This is a genomic window from Amycolatopsis sp. NPDC054798 (assembly GCF_053611505.1).
Map to the genome: position 1 here is coordinate 70,317 of NZ_JBSHAM010000037.1, position 18,631 is coordinate 88,947.

An 18,631-nucleotide genomic window follows, 5' to 3' on the forward strand; every position below is an offset into this window, starting at 1 on the left:
CCCGGGCGACCGTTTGCTCTAGCATCGCAGCATGTCTGGATCTGCCGGTCGCGCCGGGCCGCCGACGCCGCGCCGGCGGCGACGGCGCCACCGCGGCAGGCGGCTGACCACGGTCGACGAGACCTCGGCCGGCGGATTGGTCGTCGACCCGGAGCGGGAACGCGCGGTGCTGATCGGGCGGCTCGACCGACACGGCAGACTGCTGTGGTCGTTGCCGAAGGGCCACATCGAGGACGGGGAGACGGTGGAGCAGACCGCGGTGCGCGAGGTGAAGGAGGAAACCGGCATCTCCGCGCGCGTGCTGCACCCGCTGGGCACCATCGACTACTGGTTCGTCGCGCAGCAGCGCCGGGTGCACAAGACCGTGCACCATTTCCTGCTCGAAGCCACCGGCGGCGAACTGTCGGACGAGGACGTCGAGGTGACCGAGGTCGCCTGGATTCCGCTGGCCGAGCTGGAGACCACCCTCGCCTACGCGGACGAGCGCAAGCTGGTTCGCGGGGCAGCAGAACTTTTCGCGCCCGACGAGCGCGGCTGAGAGGGAGCACCCGAGTGAAGCGGCCCGCCGCCTTCTTGCTGTCCTTGCTGATCGTCGCCGCCACCGCGTTGTTCGGTGCGACGGCGGACGCGCAGGAGAACCCGTCGCCGGAACCGGCCCGGCTGCGGCTCGACCTCGGCCAGCTGTCGCCGCGCATGGTCACCAGCTCGGACCAGGCGATCACGGTGACCGGGACGGTGACCAACAACGGGTCCCGGCGGATCGTCAAGCCGATGGCCCGGCTGCAGATCGGCGAACGCGTCTCCAGCCCGCGCGCGATGGATTCGGTGCTCGCCGGAACCCCGGTGCAGGACACCCCGCTCACCGACTTCACCCTGCTCGCCGAGGAACTGGAGCCGGGGCAGAGCGCCCGGCTGGACATCACGGTGCCGCTGACCGGGCCGCGCGGTGCGGGGCTGCGGCCGGGCGTGTACCCGCTGCTGGTGAACGTGAACGGCACCCCTGAGTACGGCGGCCCGGCCCGGCTCGCCGCGGTGAGCCTGCTCATGCCGGTGCTGTCGACGCCAGGTCACTCGAACAACCAGGCGATGCCGCGGCATTCGAAACTGGCCGTGCTGTGGCCGATCACCGACAGCACGCCGCACATCCAGTCCGCGCCGTTCGGGGTGCCGATGACGCTCACCGACGATTCGCTCGCCAACGAGCTGAGCCCGGGCGGACGGCTGTATTCCCTGGTCTCGGCGGCGCGAGCAGCGCAGGAGACGAATGCGAAGATCGGCGGCTCGCTGTGCTTCGCGCTCGATCCCGATCTGCTGCGCACCGTCGACGCGATGCGGAACGGCTACCGGGTCAGCGGCGGTGCGACGGGGAGGGGCGCGGACGCCGCGTCGAATTGGCTGGCGGCGCTGCGTGCGCTGGTCACCGGCCGGTGCGTGGTCCCGCTGCCGTTCGCCGACGCCGACCTCACCACGCTGGGCAAGATTCGCGGAGCTGACGGCAACCCCGACGCCAGCCTGATGACCACGGCGCTGAACGGCACCGACACGATCCGGCAGGTGCTCGGCGTCGAGTCGAAGAGCGGCGTGCTGTGGCCGGGCGGGACTCCGGACGAGAAGGCGCTGACGGCGATTTCGGCGGGCGGCTACCAGACCGTGCTCACCGACAGCGCGAAGCTGCGGGCGGGCGGTGACGACCAGACCGTCACCGGCGCGGCGACGCTCTCCGACGGCCTGCGCGCGCAGCCGACCAACTCGATGGCCACCGCCGGTCTCACCGGCTTCGCGCCGAATCCGCAGGCCCCGACCACTTACAGCGGAGCGTCGCAGCGCGCGGTCTCCACGCAGAACGGGCTCGCCGCGATCGCCTTCGAAGCCGGGCTCGGCCGCACCGAAGGAGCCACCGGCGGGCCGCTGCTCATCGCTCCGCCACGGCGCTGGGACGCCACCACCGACGAGCTGAACGCCTTCCTGTCCGGGCTCGGCAAGCTCACCAACGCCGGCGTGACGGCCGGTTCGACGCTCGACGACCTGCTGGGAAGCACCCCCGAAGGCAGCGCTTCGCTGGTCCCGAGCACTCGCTCGGACGGCGGCGCGGCGGTCGCCGACCAGCTGTCCGGCCTCGACCAGGACGTCGCCAGCCTGGCCTCGGCGATGCAGGTGGATACCAGGAACCGGGTCCAGCCGACGGCGATCGTCGAGCCGGTGCGCGACGCGCTGGTCCGCGGCAGCTCCACCGCGTTCGGGGCTTCGGCGGCCCCCTCGTCCGCCTCGGCGAACGCGACCGCCGAACTCGCCGCGATCCGCGAACAGGTGACTGTCGAACAGCCGAAGCAAACGTTTGCGCTCGCGTCCGGGTCCTCGCCGTTGCCGGTGTACGTGCACAACGACCTTCCGGTCGGCGTCACCGCGCAGATCGCGCTCAAGAACAACATGGGCGTCCGGGCCGAAGAGGCGAAGAACCTGCTCTTCCCGGCCAAGGGCGGGCAGACCCGCTACGTGCAGATCGAGGCGCTGCGGGCCGGGCGCCTGTCGGTCGATGTGTCCTTGACCACCCCTGCGGGCACCGACCTCGGCGCGACCGCGCGGTTCGAGCTGACCTCGACCGAATACGGCCCGATCACCATCATCGTCACCGTCGTCGCTGGTTGCGCGCTGCTGCTGCTCGCGTCCCGGCGGATTTACCGGCGGATCAAGGAAAGCCGCGGCGGCACGCCCTGACATCCTCGAGGGGTCGGGTGCTCGCGCCCGTTCCCGATTACCCTGGGTCCGCGCTGCCACAATGGCAGGGACCAGGGGACCGCCGAGGATTGGGCACGCGTTGGACAAAGAGCCGGGTCAACCACCCGAGCGCGCGGGGCGTCCTCGGCGGGACGGCGCGGCGCCGAGGCGGACCGACCAGCCTCGTCGCGCGGTGCGGGACGCCCGTCGCCAGCCACCGCCTCCTCCTCCGCCGCCGCCCGCCGAACGCAGGCAGCCGCCCAACGGCACCCGCCGGATGCCGTTGCCGGACGACCGTCCGCCCGCCGACCGGGCACCGGCTGACCGGGCCCAGCCGCGCCGGATCGACCCGCGCGGCGGCGAACCCCGCGAACCCCGGGACCGCGCGCCGCGCCGCGTCCCGCCGCCGAACGGCCAGCAGCGTCCGGCCCCGACCAGGGCCGCCATGCCGCCAGTGCGCAGGCCGCCCCCTCCGAGGCCGTCCGGACCGCCGTCCGGCCCCCAGCAGCTCCCGCCGTCGGGTCCGCAACCGCTCCCGCCGGCGAACCAGCCGCCCAACCGCGGCCAGCTTCCGCAGCCGACGCCGCCGCCGGTGAAGGCGCCGGGCCCGCAGCCGCCGGTGCATCGCGGCCGCGGCCCGCGTCCCGGCACGCCGATCCGGCCGTGGCAGGAAGAAGCGATGCGGGATCCGGACGCCACCCGGTTCATCCCGCGCACCGCGGGCGTCCCGCTGGCTGCTCCTTCGCGCTGGCCGACCGCCGACCCGGACGTGCTGCGCCCGTACGACGCGCTGGCCACCCAGGTCATGCCGCGGATCAAGGACGCGCCGCTCGCGCGTCCGGCCGAGGCTCCCGAGCAGCCCAAGGACGAGGGCCCCTCGGTGGCCAAGGAGTCCGGCCGGATGGCGATCGCGTCGCTGATCAGCCGGATCACCGGGTTCCTGTGGAAGGTGCTGCTGGTTGCGGCGATCGGCAACGGGATCGCGACCGACTCGTTCAACGTCGCGAACACGATGCCGAACATCATCTTCGAACTGCTGCTCGGCGGCGTGCTCACCAGTGTGGTGGTGCCGCTGCTGGTGCGTTCGCAAGACGATCCGGACCACGGCCAGGCCTACGCGCAACGGCTGCTGACCACCGGCGTCACCGTGCTGTTCGTCGGCACCGTGATCGCGGTCATCGCGGCACCGGCGTTCACGTCGCTGTACATCGATTCGTCCGGCAACGCGAGCGCGGGGCTGACCACCGCGTTCGCCTACCTGCTGCTGCCGGAAATCTTCTTCTACGGCGTGTTCGCGCTGGTCTCGGCGATGCTGAACGCCAAGCACGTGTTCGGTCCGACCGCCTGGGCGCCGGTGATCAACAACCTGGTGGTCATCTTCACCATCCTCGTGGTGTGGCTGATGCCCGGTTCGATCGACACCGGCAATCCGTCGATCACCGATCCGAAGGTGCTCACGCTCGGCCTCGGCGTCACCGGCGGCATCGCCGCGCAGGCGCTCATGCTGATCCCGCCGCTGCTGCGGTCGGGCTTCCGCCCGCGCTGGCGCTGGGGCCTGGACAGCCGCATGAAGGAATTCGGCGGGCTGGCCCTGTGGGTCGTCGGCTACGTCGCGGTCAGCCAGGTCGGCCTCACGATCACCACTCGCGTGCTCACGAAGGGCACCTCGGGCGGCGTCACCGCCTACAACTACGCGTGGCTCCTGTTCCAGCTGCCCTACGGCGTGCTCGGCGTCTCGCTGCTGACCGCGATCATGCCGAGGATGAGCCGCGCCGCCGCCGACGGCGACACGAAGAAGCTCGTCGCCGACCTGTCCTACGCTTCGCGGATCTCGACGGTGACCCTCGTCCCGATCTCCGCGGTGATGACCATCGTCGGCTCGTCGATGGGTGTCGCGCTGTTCGCGCTGGGCAAGGGCGAGCTGGCGGGCGCCGAGCGGATGGGCCAGGCGCTGGCGATCACGGCGTTCGCGCTGCTGCCGTACGCGCTGGTGATGCTCCAGATGCGGGTGTTCTACGCGATGAAGGACGCCCGCACGCCGACGTTGATCATGATCGTGATGACCGTGGTCAAGGTGCCGCTGCTGTTCCTGTGCCCGGTGCTGCTGAACGCGGAGAACGTCGTGCTCGGCGTGATGATGGTGAACGCGCTGACCTACGTGATCGGCGCGATGCTCGGCCAGGTGTGGCTGTGGGTGACGCTCGGCAACCTGCGCAGCAAGCGGGTGATCGGGGTGATTCTGTTCACCGTCGTGGCGAGCGTCCTCGGGGTCGCGGCCGCCTGGGTCGTCGGGCTGATCGTGCCCTCGTCGCTGAGCCCGGTTCCGCACGCCTGGATCAAGCTTGTCCTGCAGGGAATCGTCGGGATCGTGGTCTCGTTCGGCGTGCTCATGGCGCTGAAGGTCGAGGAGCTGAAGCCCGTAACATCAAGGTTCACCCGATTGATCAAGCGCGGGTAACGATTGATTCACGACTCACGACGCTTCTACGGCTGATGATCCGGGTACCCTCGGTGCCGGGAGCGAAGCGGGAGAGAGCGTGGACACGAGACGAAGCGAGCAGGCGGGGGACGCCGCGGGCATTCGCGCCCGGGGCGGATCGCTCGCGCCCGGACGCGTCGTAGGGGACGGCCGGTATCGCCTGCTTGCCCAGTTCGGGGTAGACGAGCGAGCCGCCGCGCACCTCTGGCGGGCGCGGGACGGGCAGCTCAAACGGGACGTCGCACTGACGTTGCTGGTCGGCGATCCGGCCGATCCGGAGGCTGCCCGGCAGGCCCGGCGCACCCTGGAACGGGCCGCGCACGCGTCGAAGTTCGGGCACGGCGGCGTCGCACGGGTGCTGGACGTGCTCAGCCTCGGCAGCGGCGTCACCTCCAGCGAGGGACTGCTCGGCGTCGTGGTGGCGGAGTGGACCAAGGGCAGCGACCTGGTGGACCTGGTCGCGCAGCGGCCGGTGGCCCCCGCCGCGGCCGCGCGGATGGTGCAGGCGCTCGCCGAAGCCGTCGACCACGCCCACCAGAACGGCCTCGTCCTCGGCCTCGACCACCCGCAGCGGCTTCGGCTCACGCCGGGCGGCGCGCTCAAGCTCGCCTTCCCCGGCCCGCTGCCGGAAGCCACGCTCCGCGACGACGTCAAGGCGCTCGGCGCGGTGTTGTATCTGCTGCTCACCGGACGCTGGGCGCTGCCCGGCGGACCGCCCGCGATCCCCGCGGCCCCGCTCACGCCGCAGGGGCACGTGGTGCCGCCGCGGTCGCTGGTGCCCGCGGTGCCGCCGGAGCTGTCTTCGCTGGCGGTGCGCACGATCGAGGACGGCGGCAGCGGCGGGATCCGCACCAGCTCGGCCATCCTTCGCGTGCTCGGCCAGGTCGCCGAGCAGGAGGAACGCACCCAGCTGATCAACGCGGTCGGCAAGGAAGACGCGGCGGCGGAGACCGACGGCACGATCTGGACCACGAAGAAGCCGGTGAAGGACGTCGCGCGGCGGCGGAAGCTGGCCTTCGGCGTCACCGTGCTGGTGGTCGCCACCGTGGTCATCCTCGCCTGGGGCGGGCTGATGCTGATCAACCTGTTCCAGGGCGACGGCAAACCCACCGGTCCGACGCTCAACGTCGCGGCCCCTCCGAGCAGCTCGGCCCCGGCCAAACCGGGCAACCAGGCCCCGCCGCCGGCGAACCAGCCGCCCGCGGGCCCGAAGATCGGCGAGCCGGTGGCTCCGAAGGCGGCCTCGGTCTACAACCCGGAGGGCTCGGGCGACAACCCCGGCCGGGCCAAGAACACGATCGACGGCGACCCGGGCACGATCTGGAAAACCGACCAGTACCAGCAGCAGCTGCCCTCACTGAAGCCCGGCGTCGGCATCGCGGTCTCGTTCGACAACCCGGTGAACCTCGCGCAGGTGAAGATCAGCGCGAACAGCCCGGGCACGAAGGTCGAGATCCGGTCGGCGGACAGCAAGAACCCGAAGCTCGACGACACCAAGGTGGTCGGAAGCGGCGACCTGAACGGGCCGGACACCACGATCACTTTGCAGCAGCCGACGCAAGGCCAGTACTTCATCGTCTGGATCACCCAGCTGGGCGACAACGGCGGCGACGGCTTCCTGACTCAGATCGGAGACCTGAGCTTCCTGCCTGCGGCGTGAGCTGCGATCGCCACTCAGTAGGCTCTGCCGGGTGACGGCTGCAGCTCCCACGGATGCGGATCTGATCGCGGCACACGCCGCGGGCGATCCGCATGCGTTCAGTGAACTGGTCCGGCGGCATCGAGACCGCATGTGGGCGGTCGCCCTGCGCACGCTGCGCGATCCGGAAGAGGCCTCGGACGCGCTGCAGGAGGCGTTCATCTCGGCCTTCCGCGCGGCAGGCAAGTTCCGGGCGGAGTCGCAGGTCACGACGTGGCTGCACCGGATCGTGGTGAACGCGTGCCTCGACCGGATCCGGCGAAAGCAGGCCCGGCCGACCGTGCCGCTGCCCGAGACCGGGGAGTACAACGAACCGGCCGCGCCCGGCGATTCGATGGCGGACAAGGAAACCAGCCTGCTGGTCCGCAAGGCGCTCGACGAGCTGCCCGAGGACCAGCGCGCGCCGATCCTGCTCGTCGACGTCGAGGGTTATTCGGTGGCCGAAACCGCGAAGATGCTCGGCATCGCGGAAGGCACGGTCAAGAGCCGATGCGCGCGCGGGCGGGGAAAACTCGCGAAGGTTCTCGGGCATCTGCGGAACCCGGACGGGGGTGGCGACGTCCCAACTAACGAAAGCAAACGCAAGCACGCCACTTCGGAGGGGTCCCGGAGTGCCGGGCGGGCCCAGCGCTCGCCGGGGAACGGGGAGGGACGATGACGGACGAGAGCCGGGGGGCAGGCGGAACCATCGGACCGCCCTGGTCTGTCGACCTGCTCGCCGACCTCCACGCCGGGGTCCTCGACGATCAGGAGGCCGCGCAGCTCTGGCCGCGGGTGAACGCGGATCCGGAGGCGCGCTCGATCATCGAGGCCCTCGAAGCGACCACCGCCGACCTGTCCGCGCTCGGTGCGGAACCGGCCCCGCCGATGCCCGCCGAGTTCGCGGCCAAGCTCGACGCCGCGCTCGCCGCGGAGTCGGCGGCCCGGCAGGAGGCCACGTTTCCGGCGGCGGCACCGAAGCCTGCTGAGCAGCCGGTCGCGCCGGTGGTGGACCTGTCGGCGGCGCGGAAACGGCGGAACCGGCAGCTCGGCTGGGGCGCGGGGATCCTGACCGCCGCCGCGGCCGCAGCGGTAGCCATCACGCTGACAGTTCCCGGTACGACGACCACAGACACCTCAGGCGTCGCCGCGCCCGCACCGTCCGCGGTAGGCGGCCCGTCCGTCGGCAGCGACGGCAGCGGTGCCGAAGCCCTGCTGGGCGGCGGTCTCGGCGTGCGGAACTACGGTCCGCTGCAGGACGCGAAACGGTTCGACGCGTGCGTCGCCGCGGCTGGCATGGACCCAGCGGTGCGGCCGGAAGGCGTGCGGCCGGTGACCGTCGAGGGCAAGCCGGGCGTGGTGGCGATTTACACCACCGGCAAGCTCGCGCAGTTCCGGCTGGTCGCATTCGGAGCGGACTGCGGGCCGGGGAACCCGGCCAAGCTGTTCGACAAGGTGGTCGGCAAGAAGTAGCGGCCCGGACGTAGCGGCCGTCACCGCCGGGAACACCTCCACCTACGATCGTGTTGAGCCTGGAGCACAGGTCACTACGAGCGGAGGGTTGACGGGTGGCTGCCGAGGAAATCAGGAACCTGATCGTCGTCGGATCGGGTCCTGCCGGTTACACCGCAGCGGTCTACGCGGCGCGCGCACAGCTCGAACCGCTGGTGTTCGAGGGCACGCAGTTCGGCGGCGCGCTGATGACCACCACCGAGGTCGAGAACTTCCCGGGCTTCCGCGACGGGATCCAGGGTCCGGACCTGATGGAGGAGATGCGCAAGCAGGCCGAGCGCTTCGGCGCCGAGCTGCGCGCGGAAGACGTCGAATCGGTCGAGCTGACCGGCGACGTGAAGTACGTCGTCGCGAACGGCAAGCGCTACGCCGCCCGCGCGGTCATCCTCGCCATGGGTGCCGCTGCGCGGTACCTGAAGGTGCCGGGCGAGCAGGAGCTGCTCGGCCGCGGCGTCTCCGCCTGTGCGACCTGCGACGGTTTCTTCTTCCGCGACCACGACATCGCGGTGGCCGGCGGCGGCGACTCGGCGATGGAGGAGGCGACCTTCCTGACGAAGTTCGCCAAGTCCGTGACGATCGTGCACCGCCGCGACGAGTTCCGGGCGTCGAAGATCATGCTCGAGCGCGCTCGCGCGAACGAGAAGATCAAGTGGCAGCTGAACTCGCAGATCACCGGCGTCGAGGGCGACGGGACGGTGTCCGGCCTGAAGGTGCGCGACACGAAGTCCGGCGAGGAGAAGACGCTCGACGTGACCGGGTTCTTCGTCGCGATCGGCCACGACCCGCGCAGCGAGCTGGTGCGCGGTCAGGTCGACGTGGACGAGGACGGTTACGTGCTCACCAAGGGCCGCACGTCCTACACGAACGTGCCCGGCGTGTTCGCCGCCGGCGACTTGGTGGACCGCACTTATCGTCAGGCGATCACCGCGGCCGGTTCCGGCTGCAGCGCGGCGATCGACGCGGAACGATGGCTCGCGGAGCACGGCGAAGCCGAGGCGCACGAGGCACCGGAACTGGTCGGCGGCGGCTACGGCGCCGGCGAGCACTGACTTTCCCACCGAGTTGAAGGAGCAAGCGATGTCCGAACCCGTGAAGGTGACCGACAAGTCGTTCGTGGACGACGTTCTGACCAGCGAGAAGCCGGTCCTCGTCGACTTCTGGGCGACCTGGTGCGGTCCGTGCAAGATGGTCGCCCCGGTGCTCGAGGAGATCGCGAAGGAAAACGGCGACAAGATCAAGGTCGCGAAGCTCGACATCGACGAGAACCCGAACACGGCGCGTGACTACCAGGTGATGTCGATTCCGACGCTGATCCTGTTCCAGGGCGGCAAGCCGGTGAAGCAGATCGTGGGCGCGAAGCCGAAGGCCGCGCTGCTGTCCGATCTCGCCGACGTGCTCTGAGCGGTCCACCTGCTGAGAACCCGGGCCTGCGGCGATCGACCCGCCGACCCGGGTTCTCGCACGTTCGGGGGACACCCGCGCGGAGGGGTGTCCGCAGGTGCACCTGGCGTGTCTGCCTGGGGAAGGCGCACCCGTCCGAGGGCGCACCGACCGGGCCTGCGTACTCACCGAGAGTTCACAGGGCACAATAGGTGCCTGGGTACACCCCCACCCAGGTTTCTGTTTCGCATCGAGCCGGTTTCGGTGCCTGAGGAAGAGCGAGGAGTGCATGCGGGTACTCCGCCGCGGTGACGCCGGTCCCGACGTCGCCGAGATCAGGTCGATCCTTGCCGGGATGGATCTGCTCCCGCCGGTGGCGGGGACCGAGCGGTACAACACGTTCGACGTCGCGGTGGAGCAGGCCGTGCGCGCGTTCCAGCAGCGCCGTGGGCTCATCACCGACGGCGTGGTGGGCCCTGCGACGTACCAGGCGCTCAAGGGCGCCAGCTATCACCTGGGGAGCCGCCCGCTCCAGTACCTTTTGTCGGCGCCGGTACACGGCGACGACGTTTTCACTCTTCAGGAGCGGCTCACCGAACTGGGCTTCGACGCCGGCCGCCCGGACGGCTATTTCGGCCCGCAGACCGAGCGCGCGCTGCGCACGTTCCAGCGCGACATGCGGCTGACGTCGGACGGAATCTGCGGCCCGGCCACCATCCGCGAACTGCACCGCCTGTCGTCGCCGCGCGCCCGCGGCGGCCGCCCGGTTTTCTTGCGCGAGCAGGAGCAGGTGCGTCAGGCCGGCCCGCGGCTGCGCGGCAAGCGCATCGTGATCGACCCGGGCCACGGCGGCGAGGACCTCGGCGTCGTCGCCGGCAGCCTGCGCGAAGCGGACATCGCCTGGGACCTGGCGCGGCGGCTCGAGGGCCGGATGCAGGCCACCGGCATGGAGGCCCTGATCAGCCGGGGCCCGAACCACAGCCCGACGGATTTCGAACGCGCCCGTTTCGCCAACGACGCCGGCGCGGACCTGTTCCTGTCGCTGCACAACGACGGCAACCCGTCGCCGCGCGCGCAGGGCGTGGCGAGCTTCCACTTCGGCACCGGCAATGGCACGACGTCCACCGTCGGCGAGCTGCTGGCCGGCTTCATCCAGCGCGAGGTCGCCGCCCGCACCGGCCTGCTGGACTGCCGCACGCACTACAAGACGTGGGAGATCTTCACGCGCACGCGCTGCCCAGCCGTCCGCGTGGAAATCGGCTACCTGACCAACCCGGACGACGCTGCCCGCCTGGCCGACCCCGCCTTCCGGGACGTCGTGGCCGAGGGCATCCTCATCGCGGTCAAGCGCCTCTACCTCCTGGGCGAGGGCGACCAGCCGACCGGCACCTTCACCTTCGCCGACGTCCTGGCCCACGAACTGGCCAAGGCCGAATAACACCCCCTCTCGCTCCCGTTCGACCTCAGTCCTCCCGGCTTGCCCCCTCCTGCCGGTAGGACCCCCTGACTTCGCCCTGAACCAGACTTTCCCCGCCTCACGTCGCCCCGGGGCCCTTCCGCACGCCCCGCCCGCTGCCGCCCCTCTCAGCGTGCTCCCGTTTACCCGTGCTGACGCGAACTCACCCCAGCCAACCACTACCCACAGTCACGACCAGCCGTCTCGCTCCCCAGCCCTCACCCCTGCGCCCGCCCGCCAGGCCAACCGCCACCCCGCGCCCCGCCAACCGAGAGCCCCAGCCTTAAACAACCGGAGCAACCACACCGCTTCACCGGTGCCACAAGAACTTGCGCCCCACCGCTCCAGCACCCACCACACCTGGGGGCAGCCCCCACCCTCACCGGGGGGCGTCCCCAGATCCATTCTATCCATCCACAGCTTTTCCACGGCCTCTATCTGCAATCTGTGGATAACTCGGGTGTTCTTCCACAGTTGTGCACAGCTACCGGGAGTGGGTGTTTCCCGGGCGAACTGGAGGTGGTATGGGGCTCGTCGGACGGAGATTCACCGGGTTCCGAGTACGGGTGAGTCGACGGAAACAGAGGCTTGGCTGACCTCGGACGATGTGGTTCGAGCGGCAGCTCAGCGGGCCGGGAATGGGTGGATTGCGAAGCTCAGTGGGCAGACTGGGACGCCGGTGAGAGCCGGGAGGTACCGAGGTGATCGGCACGGAGAGTGACCGGCGAGGCCGTGGGGAGCCGGGATTTCCGGAGCGAGGCGAGCGAGCCAGCTGGGTTGTTCATGGTGAGTGCCAGCAAGGTCATTCTGGCTGATCTGGAGAAGGGTCAGGCTCGGCCGAGGCTGGGTTCGGCGGTCGTGATCGTCACCTGGCCGAGCAGGCGCTCCAGAGCCGCTTCGACGTCTTCCTTCCAGGTGATCGCCGAGCGCAGTTCCAGGCGCAGCCGCGGGTACTTCGGGTGTGGGCGCACCGTTTTGAAGCCGACGCTCTGCAGGAACGCGGCGGGCAGCACGCACGAGTGCTGGCCCAGCGGGTCCTCGTCGTCGGGGGTGGCGTCGCCGAAGGATTCGATGGCGCGGACGCCGCGTTTGGTCAGGTCTTTCGCCACGGCCTGCACCAGCATCCGGCCGAGGCCGCCGCCGCGGAATTCCGGCAGGACCTGGAACGCGGTGAGCAGGACGGCGTCAGCGCTGGGCGGCGACGTCGGGAAGGCGAGCGACCGGGGCACGGCGTTCGGCGGGGCGTACAGCACGAAACCGACCGGCAGCGTGTCGCTGTACACGATGCGGCCGCAGGAACCCCATTCCAGCAGCACGCTGGACACCCAGGCTTCCTTCTCGACCTCGGTGGAGCCGTACTCCTCGGCCTGCGCCTTCAGATGCGGCGCGAGCTCCCAGTACACGCACTGGCGGCAGCTTTTGGGCAGGTGCTCGAGATTGTCCAGGGTGACGCCCACCACGCGACGTGACACCTGAAACCTCCCTGGACCCCGCAACTCCGGCCCCGACGCCCGCAAAAGCGCAGGCGGCACCGGAAGAACCTCCCCGAGGATAGGCCGATGTGACAAGCGCCGGAAGAGCGGGGAGCCGGAAGAGGCGGTGGTTACACTCGATGGATCTACCAGCAGGTACCCACCGAGCCCTCAGGTGTCCGATGACCGAGAACCGCCCCGCCAAGCCGCAGACCGGCCGCCACAATCTCGACCCGCATCTCGACCGGTACGCAGCACGCACCGCCGGGATGACTGCCTCCGAGATCCGCGCGCTTTTCGCAGTGGCCAGCCGGCCGGAGGTCGTCTCGCTCGCCGGCGGCATGCCGAATCTCGCCGCGCTGCCCCTCGACACGCTCTCGGCTCAGGTCGGCGAAATCATCGCCGAGGAGGGGCTGGTCGCCCTGCAGTACGGGTCCGCGCACGGCGTTCCCGCGCTGCGCGACCAGATCTGCGAAATCATGGCTCTCGAGGGGATCAAGGCGCACCCCGACGACGTCGTGGTCACCGTCGGTTCCCAGATGGGCCTCGACATGGTGACCCGGCTCTTCTGCGACCCCGGCGACGTGGTGATCGCCGAGGGCCCGTCGTACGTCGGCGCGCTCGGATCGTTCGCCGCGTACCAGGCGAACGTCGTGCACGTCGCGATGGACGAGCACGGTCTCGTGCCGGAAGGGTTGCGGGAAGCCTTGCACCAGGCCGAAAAAGCCGGGCAGCGGGTCAAATTCCTTTACACCATCCCGAATTTCCACAACCCGGCCGGCGTTACCTTGTCGGCCGAACGTCGTCCGGAGATCGTCGAGATCTGCCGCGAGCACGGCGTGCTGATCATCGAGGACAACCCGTACGGCCTCCTCGGTTTCGACGGCCAGACCTACCCGGCGCTGCGCTCGCTCGACCCGGACAACGTCGTGTACCTCGGCTCGTTCTCGAAGACGTTCGCCTCCGGGCTGCGCGTCGGCTGGGTGCTCGCGCCGCACGCGGTGCGCGAAAAGCTTGTGCTGGCAGCGGAATCTGCCACTTTGTGCCCGCCGACCTTCAACCAGATGATCGTCTCGCGCTATCTCGCGACGCACGATTGGAAGGGCCAGATCAAGAAGTTCCGGGAGAACTACCGCGAGCGCCGCGACGCGATGTTGTCGGCGCTGCACCAGTATCTGCCGCCCGGCTGCTCCTGGACCAACCCCGACGGCGGCTTCTACGTGTGGGTCACCGTGCCGGAAGGCGTTGACACCAAAGCAATGTTGCCGCGCGCGGTCACCGCACGGGTGGCGTACGCGTCCGGCACCGGTTTCTACGCCGACGGTTTCGGCTCCCGCCAGATGCGGTTGTCGTACTGCTACCCGACGCCGGCACGCATCCGCGAAGGCGTGCGCCGGCTCGCCGCGGTCCTTGAGTCCGAAATGGACCTCAGCCGCACCTTCGGTAGCGTGAAGGCGCGCACCATCCCGGGGCCCGAGACCCCGTCTCCGGACACGGTCTGACCGGCCCTGCAACACTAAGGAGTTCCCACGGTGGTCGACCGTACCGTTGCCGTGCTCGCCGGCGGGCTTTCCCACGAACGCGACGTTTCGCTTCGCTCCGGGCGCAGGCTGTCCGCCGCGCTGCGGGCCGAGGGCCTCACCGTGGAGGAGTGGGACACCGACGCCGGGCTGCTGGAACGGCTTCGCACGCAGCGTCCGGACGCGGTTGTCGTCGCCCTGCACGGCGGCGAGGGCGAGAACGGCTCGGTGCAGACCGTGCTGGAAATGCTCGACGTGCCGTTCGTCGGCACCCATTCGCAGGGCTGCCGCCGCGCCTGGGACAAGCCGACCGCGAAGGCGTTCGTGCAGCAGGCCGGGTTTTCCACGCCGGACTGGGTTGTGTTGCCGCACAGCACTTTCCGCGAACTGGGTGCCCAGTCGGTGCTCGACGCGATGGTCGAGCGGCTCGGCCTGCCGCTGATCCTCAAACCGGACCAGGGCGGGTCGGCGCTCGGCACGCAGGTGGTCCGGGAGGCGGCGGAGCTGCCCGCGGCGATGGTCGGCTGCTTCGCCTACGGCGACACCGTGCTCGCGGAACGGTTCGTAGACGGCGTTGAAGTGGCCGTCACGGTCATCGAAGGGGAGAACGGGGCCGAGGCCCTGCCCGCGGTCGAGATCGTGCCGGAGAGCGGCGTCTACGACTACACCGCGCGCTACACCGCCGGTCTCACCGACTTCTTCACCCCGGCCCGGATTTCCGACGAAGCCGCGAAGGCAGTCGGCGAACTCGCCGTCGGTGCGCACCGGTGGCTCGGGCTGCGCGACATCTCGCGCACCGACGCGGTGATCACGCCGGACGGGGGAGTCCACTTCCTCGAAGTGAACCTCTCGCCGGGCCTCACCGAAACCTCGACGGTGCCGATGGCCGTCGAAGCCGCCGGCACCACCCTCGGCTCAGTTTTCGCGGATCTCGTCGCGCGCGCCGTCGCCCGCGCGAACTGAACGACCTAGACGGACGGGGCGGGCGGCGGTCCGCCGCCCTTCCCCTCGCCGGTTTTCCGTCGGCCACTCCGCGTGACCTCGACGGTCCCGATCCGCAATCATCACCGTGACGAAACGCCCCTGGGTGATCCCTAATCGGTTTCGTCGGTCTGATTCGCCGATTTTTCCCCAGAATTCGCGTCGATGATCCCGACGATCCGCTCCAGGTCGTCCACCGATCCGAACTCGAGAACGATGCGTCCCTTGCGCCGGCCGAGGTCGACCTTCACCCGGGTGTCGAACCGATCGGACAGCCGGTTCGCGAGTTCCTGCAATCCGGGTGCCTGAATCGGCTTGCGGGGAGCGGCCTTCGGCTTGGCCGGCTTCTCGCTCTTCTTCAGCGTGACGGCTTCCTCGGTGGCGCGCACCGACATGCCCTCCGCGACGATCCGAGCCGCCAGTTCCTCCTGGCTTTCCGGATCCTCCAACGACAGCAGCGCCCGCGCGTGCCCAGCGGACAGCACACCAGCGGCCACCCGCCGCTGCACCGCGAGGGGGAGTTTGAGCAGCCGGATGGTGTTCGTGATGACCGGACGGCTGCGACCGATCCGACCGGCCAGCTCCTCGTGCGTCACCGCGAACTCGTCGAGCAGCTGCTGATAAGCCGCCGCTTCTTCGAGCGGGTTCAGCTGCACGCGGTGGATGTTCTCCAGCAGCGCGTCCCGCAGCATCGACTCGTCGGCGGTCTGCCGCACGATCGCGGGGATCGCCTCGAGTTCCGCCTGCTGCGAGGCCCGCAGCCGGCGCTCGCCCATGACGAGTTCGTACTCGTCGTCCCCGAGTTCGCGGACGACGATCGGCTGCATGAGCCCGAACTCGCGGATCGAATGCTCGAGTTCGGCGAGCGCTTCCTCGTCGAAAACCTGGCGAGGCTGCTTCGGGTTCGGCTTGACCGAGCTGACCGGGATCTCGCGGTACACCGCGCCGGCGACCTCGCCGCCCGCGATCGGCTGGCCCGCCGCGCCGTTCGCCGCGAACCAGCCCTTGTCCTCGCGGGCCGCGTTCTCCGCGGCCGCGGGCGTGCTGGTCTCGTTCGCGGCCGGAGGCGTCGCTGGCCCGGTCGGGATCAGGGCCGCCAGTCCGCGGCCGAGTCCTCCTCTGCGCTCAGTCATGTGGTGCTGCTCCTCTCCTTCACACCCCGCTCGGCGATCTCCTTCGCCGCGTCGAGATAGCTCATGGCACCACGTGAACCGGGGTCGTAGGCGAGGACGGTCTGGCCGTAGCCGGGTGCCTCGGACACCTTCACGCTGCGCGGGATGACGGTCTTCAGCACCGTGTCGCCGAAGTGGTTCCGGACCTCGTTGGTCACCTGGTCGGCCAGTTTGGTGCGTCCGTCGTACATCGTGAGCAGAATCGTCGACACGCTGAGTTCGCGGTTGAGGTGCTGCTGCACGAGTTCGATGTTGCTGAGGAGCTGCCCGAGACCTTCGAGCGCGTAGTACTCGCACTGGATCGGGATGAGCACTTCCTGCGCCGCCACCATCGCGTTGACGGTGAGGAGACCGAGCGACGGCGGGCAGTCGATGAAGACGTAGTCGACGTCGAGCTGTTCGAGCGCCCCGGACGACAGCGCCTCCTTGAGCCGCGTCTCGCGGTTCGCCATGGAGACGAGTTCGATCTCGGCACCGGCGAGATCGATCGTCGCGGGCACGCAGAAGAGGTTGGGGGACTGTTCGCTCTGCGCGGCGGCCTCGGCGATCGAGACCTCGCCGATGAGCACCTCGTAGATCGAGGGCGTCCCGGAGCGGTGGTCGATGTCGAGCGCGGTGCTGGCGTTGCCCTGCGGGTCGAGGTCGATCACCAACGTTTTCAGCCCGTGCACGGCAAGCGCCGCGGCCAGGTTGACGGTGCTCGTCGTCTTGCCGACCCCGCCCTTCTGGTTGGCGACGGTGAGCACCCGGCGGCGAGTCGGGCGGGGGAGCACCCCTTCCTTGGGGTGGAGCACGCTCGCGGCGCGAACGGCTTCTTCAGCGATCGGCGTCCAGCCCATCTCCTGGCTGGCCTCCGCGGAGTCGGACGGCGGGGGATTCACCGGTCTCGACACCTCCTCCTGGTAGACGATTCGGGGGCGTTCACACCGCGATGTTTCACGTGGAACGGCGCGGCTCTTGTCGTTCGCTAGCTCCGCCTGCCGCGTGGCCGGTTCGGCTTCGGCGGCAGGCGACGGATCAGGACCACCGTGCTGGGGACTTCGAGTACTGCCTTCCCGCATTCAGCGACCTGTGGTTCGGCACCACCGGCCTTGCGCACCGCGTCGCGGTCACGGGAGATCTCTTCGGCGGCGCTGGCGCCTTTGAGGGCAACCAGTCGACCTTCGGGACGAACCAGGGGAAGGCACCAGCCCGCGAGCCGAGCAAGAGGGGCGACCGCGCGGGCGGTGACGACGTCTGCGCCACTCAGCTGCTCGCGTACGGACCGCTCCTCGGCGCGTCCACGGACGATGGTGATCGGGAGTTCCAGCTTCTCGGCGACCTCGGCCAACCAGTCAACCCGGCGAGCCATGGGTTCCAAGAGAACGATATCGAGGTCCGGTCGGGCGATCGCCAGCGGTACTCCCGGAAGCCCAGCCCCCGACCCGACGTCGACCACGCGCGCCTCGGAGGGGATCTGCTCACCGATCACCGCGGAGTTCAGCACGTGCCGCTCCCAGAGCCGATCCACCTCACGCGGTCCGATCAACCCTCGCTCGACCCCGTGGGTCGCCAGCAGCTCCACGTATCCGGCGGCTTGCTCGACGCGCTCCCCGAACACCTCCACCGCCGCGGTCCGGACCGTTCCGGTGGCGCCGTCCAAGCTCACTACTCCCACTCCTCGCTCCGCGCGTTTCACGTGAAACGCGCTCGGTTGATTGTCCCTGATGCCGACGCCAAATCGAGCCGACAGACCGCAACTGTGGACAACTCCACTCGAGTCGCCGACCCATCCACAGGCCGTTTCACGTGAAACGCGAGCCGAGAGCGAAGCGGGGTCGAGTTTCACGTGAAACGCCACGCTTGTAATTCGCTCCGGGGCAACACCGGCGGACCGAGCGAGAGTGGCCTCGGTCGGCGGTACGGCGACGGCGGAGTCGAGGTGTCGTGCACCAGTCACCGGGCGCTGACGATCCAAATCTCAGCAGCGAGTGTCGAGTTGCGTCGGTGCGGCAATGTCCCGGGCCGGTGTCGGTCCGGCACCGCTCGTGTTGGGCAGCGGGACGACTCTGTCCAAGGAAGCGCGTCGGCGCGCTTCCTTGGACAGGCCGCGGTCGGCGAGAAGGGGAGCGGGGCGACGCAGCGGCGGCCCCGGAGTCGACCGGCAGACATAAAAGAAGCGGGCCACCCGCTTTTTGCGGTGGGGCGCGTCGGGGCCGTGGGCAAAACCACCCCGGGGGCAGTACACGGGGGAGATCAACACCCCACCCGTAGGGGGCGCGCCCAC

General features: G+C 69.8%; 15 protein-coding genes. 11 read left to right on the forward strand and 4 right to left on the reverse strand.

What is annotated here, in order from left to right:
- Positions 1-31: 31 nt before the first annotated feature.
- The 9 genes from ACWGIC_RS23195 (at position 32) to ACWGIC_RS23235 (ending at position 11,202) form a co-directional block, all read left to right on the forward strand.
- Entirely contained in the window at positions 32-538 is a 507-nt protein-coding gene (locus tag ACWGIC_RS23195; protein WP_452078032.1) for an NUDIX hydrolase, read from the forward strand.
- 14 nt (positions 539-552) lie between these two features.
- On the forward strand, positions 553-2,715 hold the full coding sequence (locus tag ACWGIC_RS23200) for a DUF6049 family protein (RefSeq protein WP_452078033.1): 2,163 nt from the start codon (positions 553-555) through the stop codon (positions 2,713-2,715).
- Between the two features lie 679 nt (positions 2,716-3,394).
- Positions 3,395-5,173 carry a murein biosynthesis integral membrane protein MurJ gene (gene murJ / locus ACWGIC_RS23205; RefSeq protein WP_452078042.1) on the forward strand — a complete coding sequence of 593 codons (1,779 nt, stop codon included), beginning with the start codon at positions 3,395-3,397 and terminating at the stop codon, positions 5,171-5,173.
- A 79-nt stretch (positions 5,174-5,252) separates the two neighbouring features.
- Positions 5,253-6,854, forward strand: a complete 1,602-nt coding sequence (locus tag ACWGIC_RS23210; RefSeq protein ID WP_452078034.1) for a protein kinase family protein — start codon at positions 5,253-5,255, stop codon at positions 6,852-6,854.
- A 31-nt stretch (positions 6,855-6,885) separates the two neighbouring features.
- Positions 6,886-7,551 (forward strand): RNA polymerase sigma factor SigM, encoded by a 666-nt coding sequence (gene sigM, locus ACWGIC_RS23215; RefSeq protein WP_452078035.1) that lies wholly within the window; start codon positions 6,886-6,888, stop codon positions 7,549-7,551.
- Positions 7,548-8,345: a hypothetical protein gene (locus tag ACWGIC_RS23220; RefSeq protein WP_452078036.1), complete on the forward strand. Its 798-nt coding sequence runs from the start codon at positions 7,548-7,550 to the stop codon at positions 8,343-8,345. The genes sigM and ACWGIC_RS23220 overlap by 4 nt, the downstream gene beginning before the upstream one ends.
- Positions 8,346-8,440: 95 nt before the next feature.
- On the forward strand, positions 8,441-9,433 hold the full coding sequence (trxB, locus tag ACWGIC_RS23225) for a thioredoxin-disulfide reductase (RefSeq protein WP_452078037.1): 993 nt from the start codon (positions 8,441-8,443) through the stop codon (positions 9,431-9,433).
- Positions 9,434-9,461: 28 nt separating this feature from the next.
- On the forward strand, positions 9,462-9,785 hold the full coding sequence (gene trxA / locus ACWGIC_RS23230; protein WP_067578295.1) for a thioredoxin: 324 nt from the start codon (positions 9,462-9,464) through the stop codon (positions 9,783-9,785).
- A gap of 268 nt (positions 9,786-10,053) precedes the next feature.
- Complete coding sequence (locus ACWGIC_RS23235; RefSeq protein ID WP_452078038.1) at positions 10,054-11,202, forward strand: N-acetylmuramoyl-L-alanine amidase; 1,149 nt, start codon at positions 10,054-10,056, stop codon at positions 11,200-11,202.
- Between the two features lie 845 nt (positions 11,203-12,047).
- On the opposite strand, the gene ACWGIC_RS23240 is transcribed toward ACWGIC_RS23235, so the two are convergent.
- Positions 12,048-12,692 (reverse strand): GNAT family N-acetyltransferase, encoded by a 645-nt coding sequence (locus ACWGIC_RS23240; RefSeq protein ID WP_406639831.1) that lies wholly within the window; start codon positions 12,690-12,692, stop codon positions 12,048-12,050.
- Between the two features lie 182 nt (positions 12,693-12,874).
- On the opposite strand from ACWGIC_RS23240, the gene ACWGIC_RS23245 reads away from it, so the two are divergent.
- Positions 12,875-14,194, forward strand: a complete 1,320-nt coding sequence (locus ACWGIC_RS23245; RefSeq protein WP_452078039.1) for an aminotransferase-like domain-containing protein — start codon at positions 12,875-12,877, stop codon at positions 14,192-14,194.
- 30 nt (positions 14,195-14,224) lie between these two features.
- Positions 14,225-15,175, forward strand: a complete 951-nt coding sequence (locus ACWGIC_RS23250; RefSeq protein WP_344282439.1) for a D-alanine--D-alanine ligase family protein — start codon at positions 14,225-14,227, stop codon at positions 15,173-15,175.
- 131 nt (positions 15,176-15,306) lie between these two features.
- On the opposite strand, the gene ACWGIC_RS23255 is transcribed toward ACWGIC_RS23250, so the two are convergent.
- From ACWGIC_RS23255 to rsmG, 3 genes are all read right to left on the reverse strand, one after another.
- The gene (locus tag ACWGIC_RS23255; RefSeq protein WP_452078040.1) at positions 15,307-16,326 is read right to left on the reverse strand and encodes a ParB/RepB/Spo0J family partition protein; all 1,020 of its coding nucleotides are present in this window, start codon (positions 16,324-16,326) and stop codon (positions 15,307-15,309) included.
- The gene (locus ACWGIC_RS23260) at positions 16,323-17,246 is read right to left on the reverse strand and encodes a ParA family protein (protein ID WP_452078043.1); all 924 of its coding nucleotides are present in this window, start codon (positions 17,244-17,246) and stop codon (positions 16,323-16,325) included. The genes ACWGIC_RS23255 and ACWGIC_RS23260 overlap by 4 nt, the downstream gene beginning before the upstream one ends.
- Positions 17,247-17,332: 86 nt before the next feature.
- Complete coding sequence (gene rsmG / locus ACWGIC_RS23265; protein ID WP_037809131.1) at positions 17,333-18,013, reverse strand: 16S rRNA (guanine(527)-N(7))-methyltransferase RsmG; 681 nt, start codon at positions 18,011-18,013, stop codon at positions 17,333-17,335.
- Positions 18,014-18,631 lie beyond the last annotated feature (618 nt).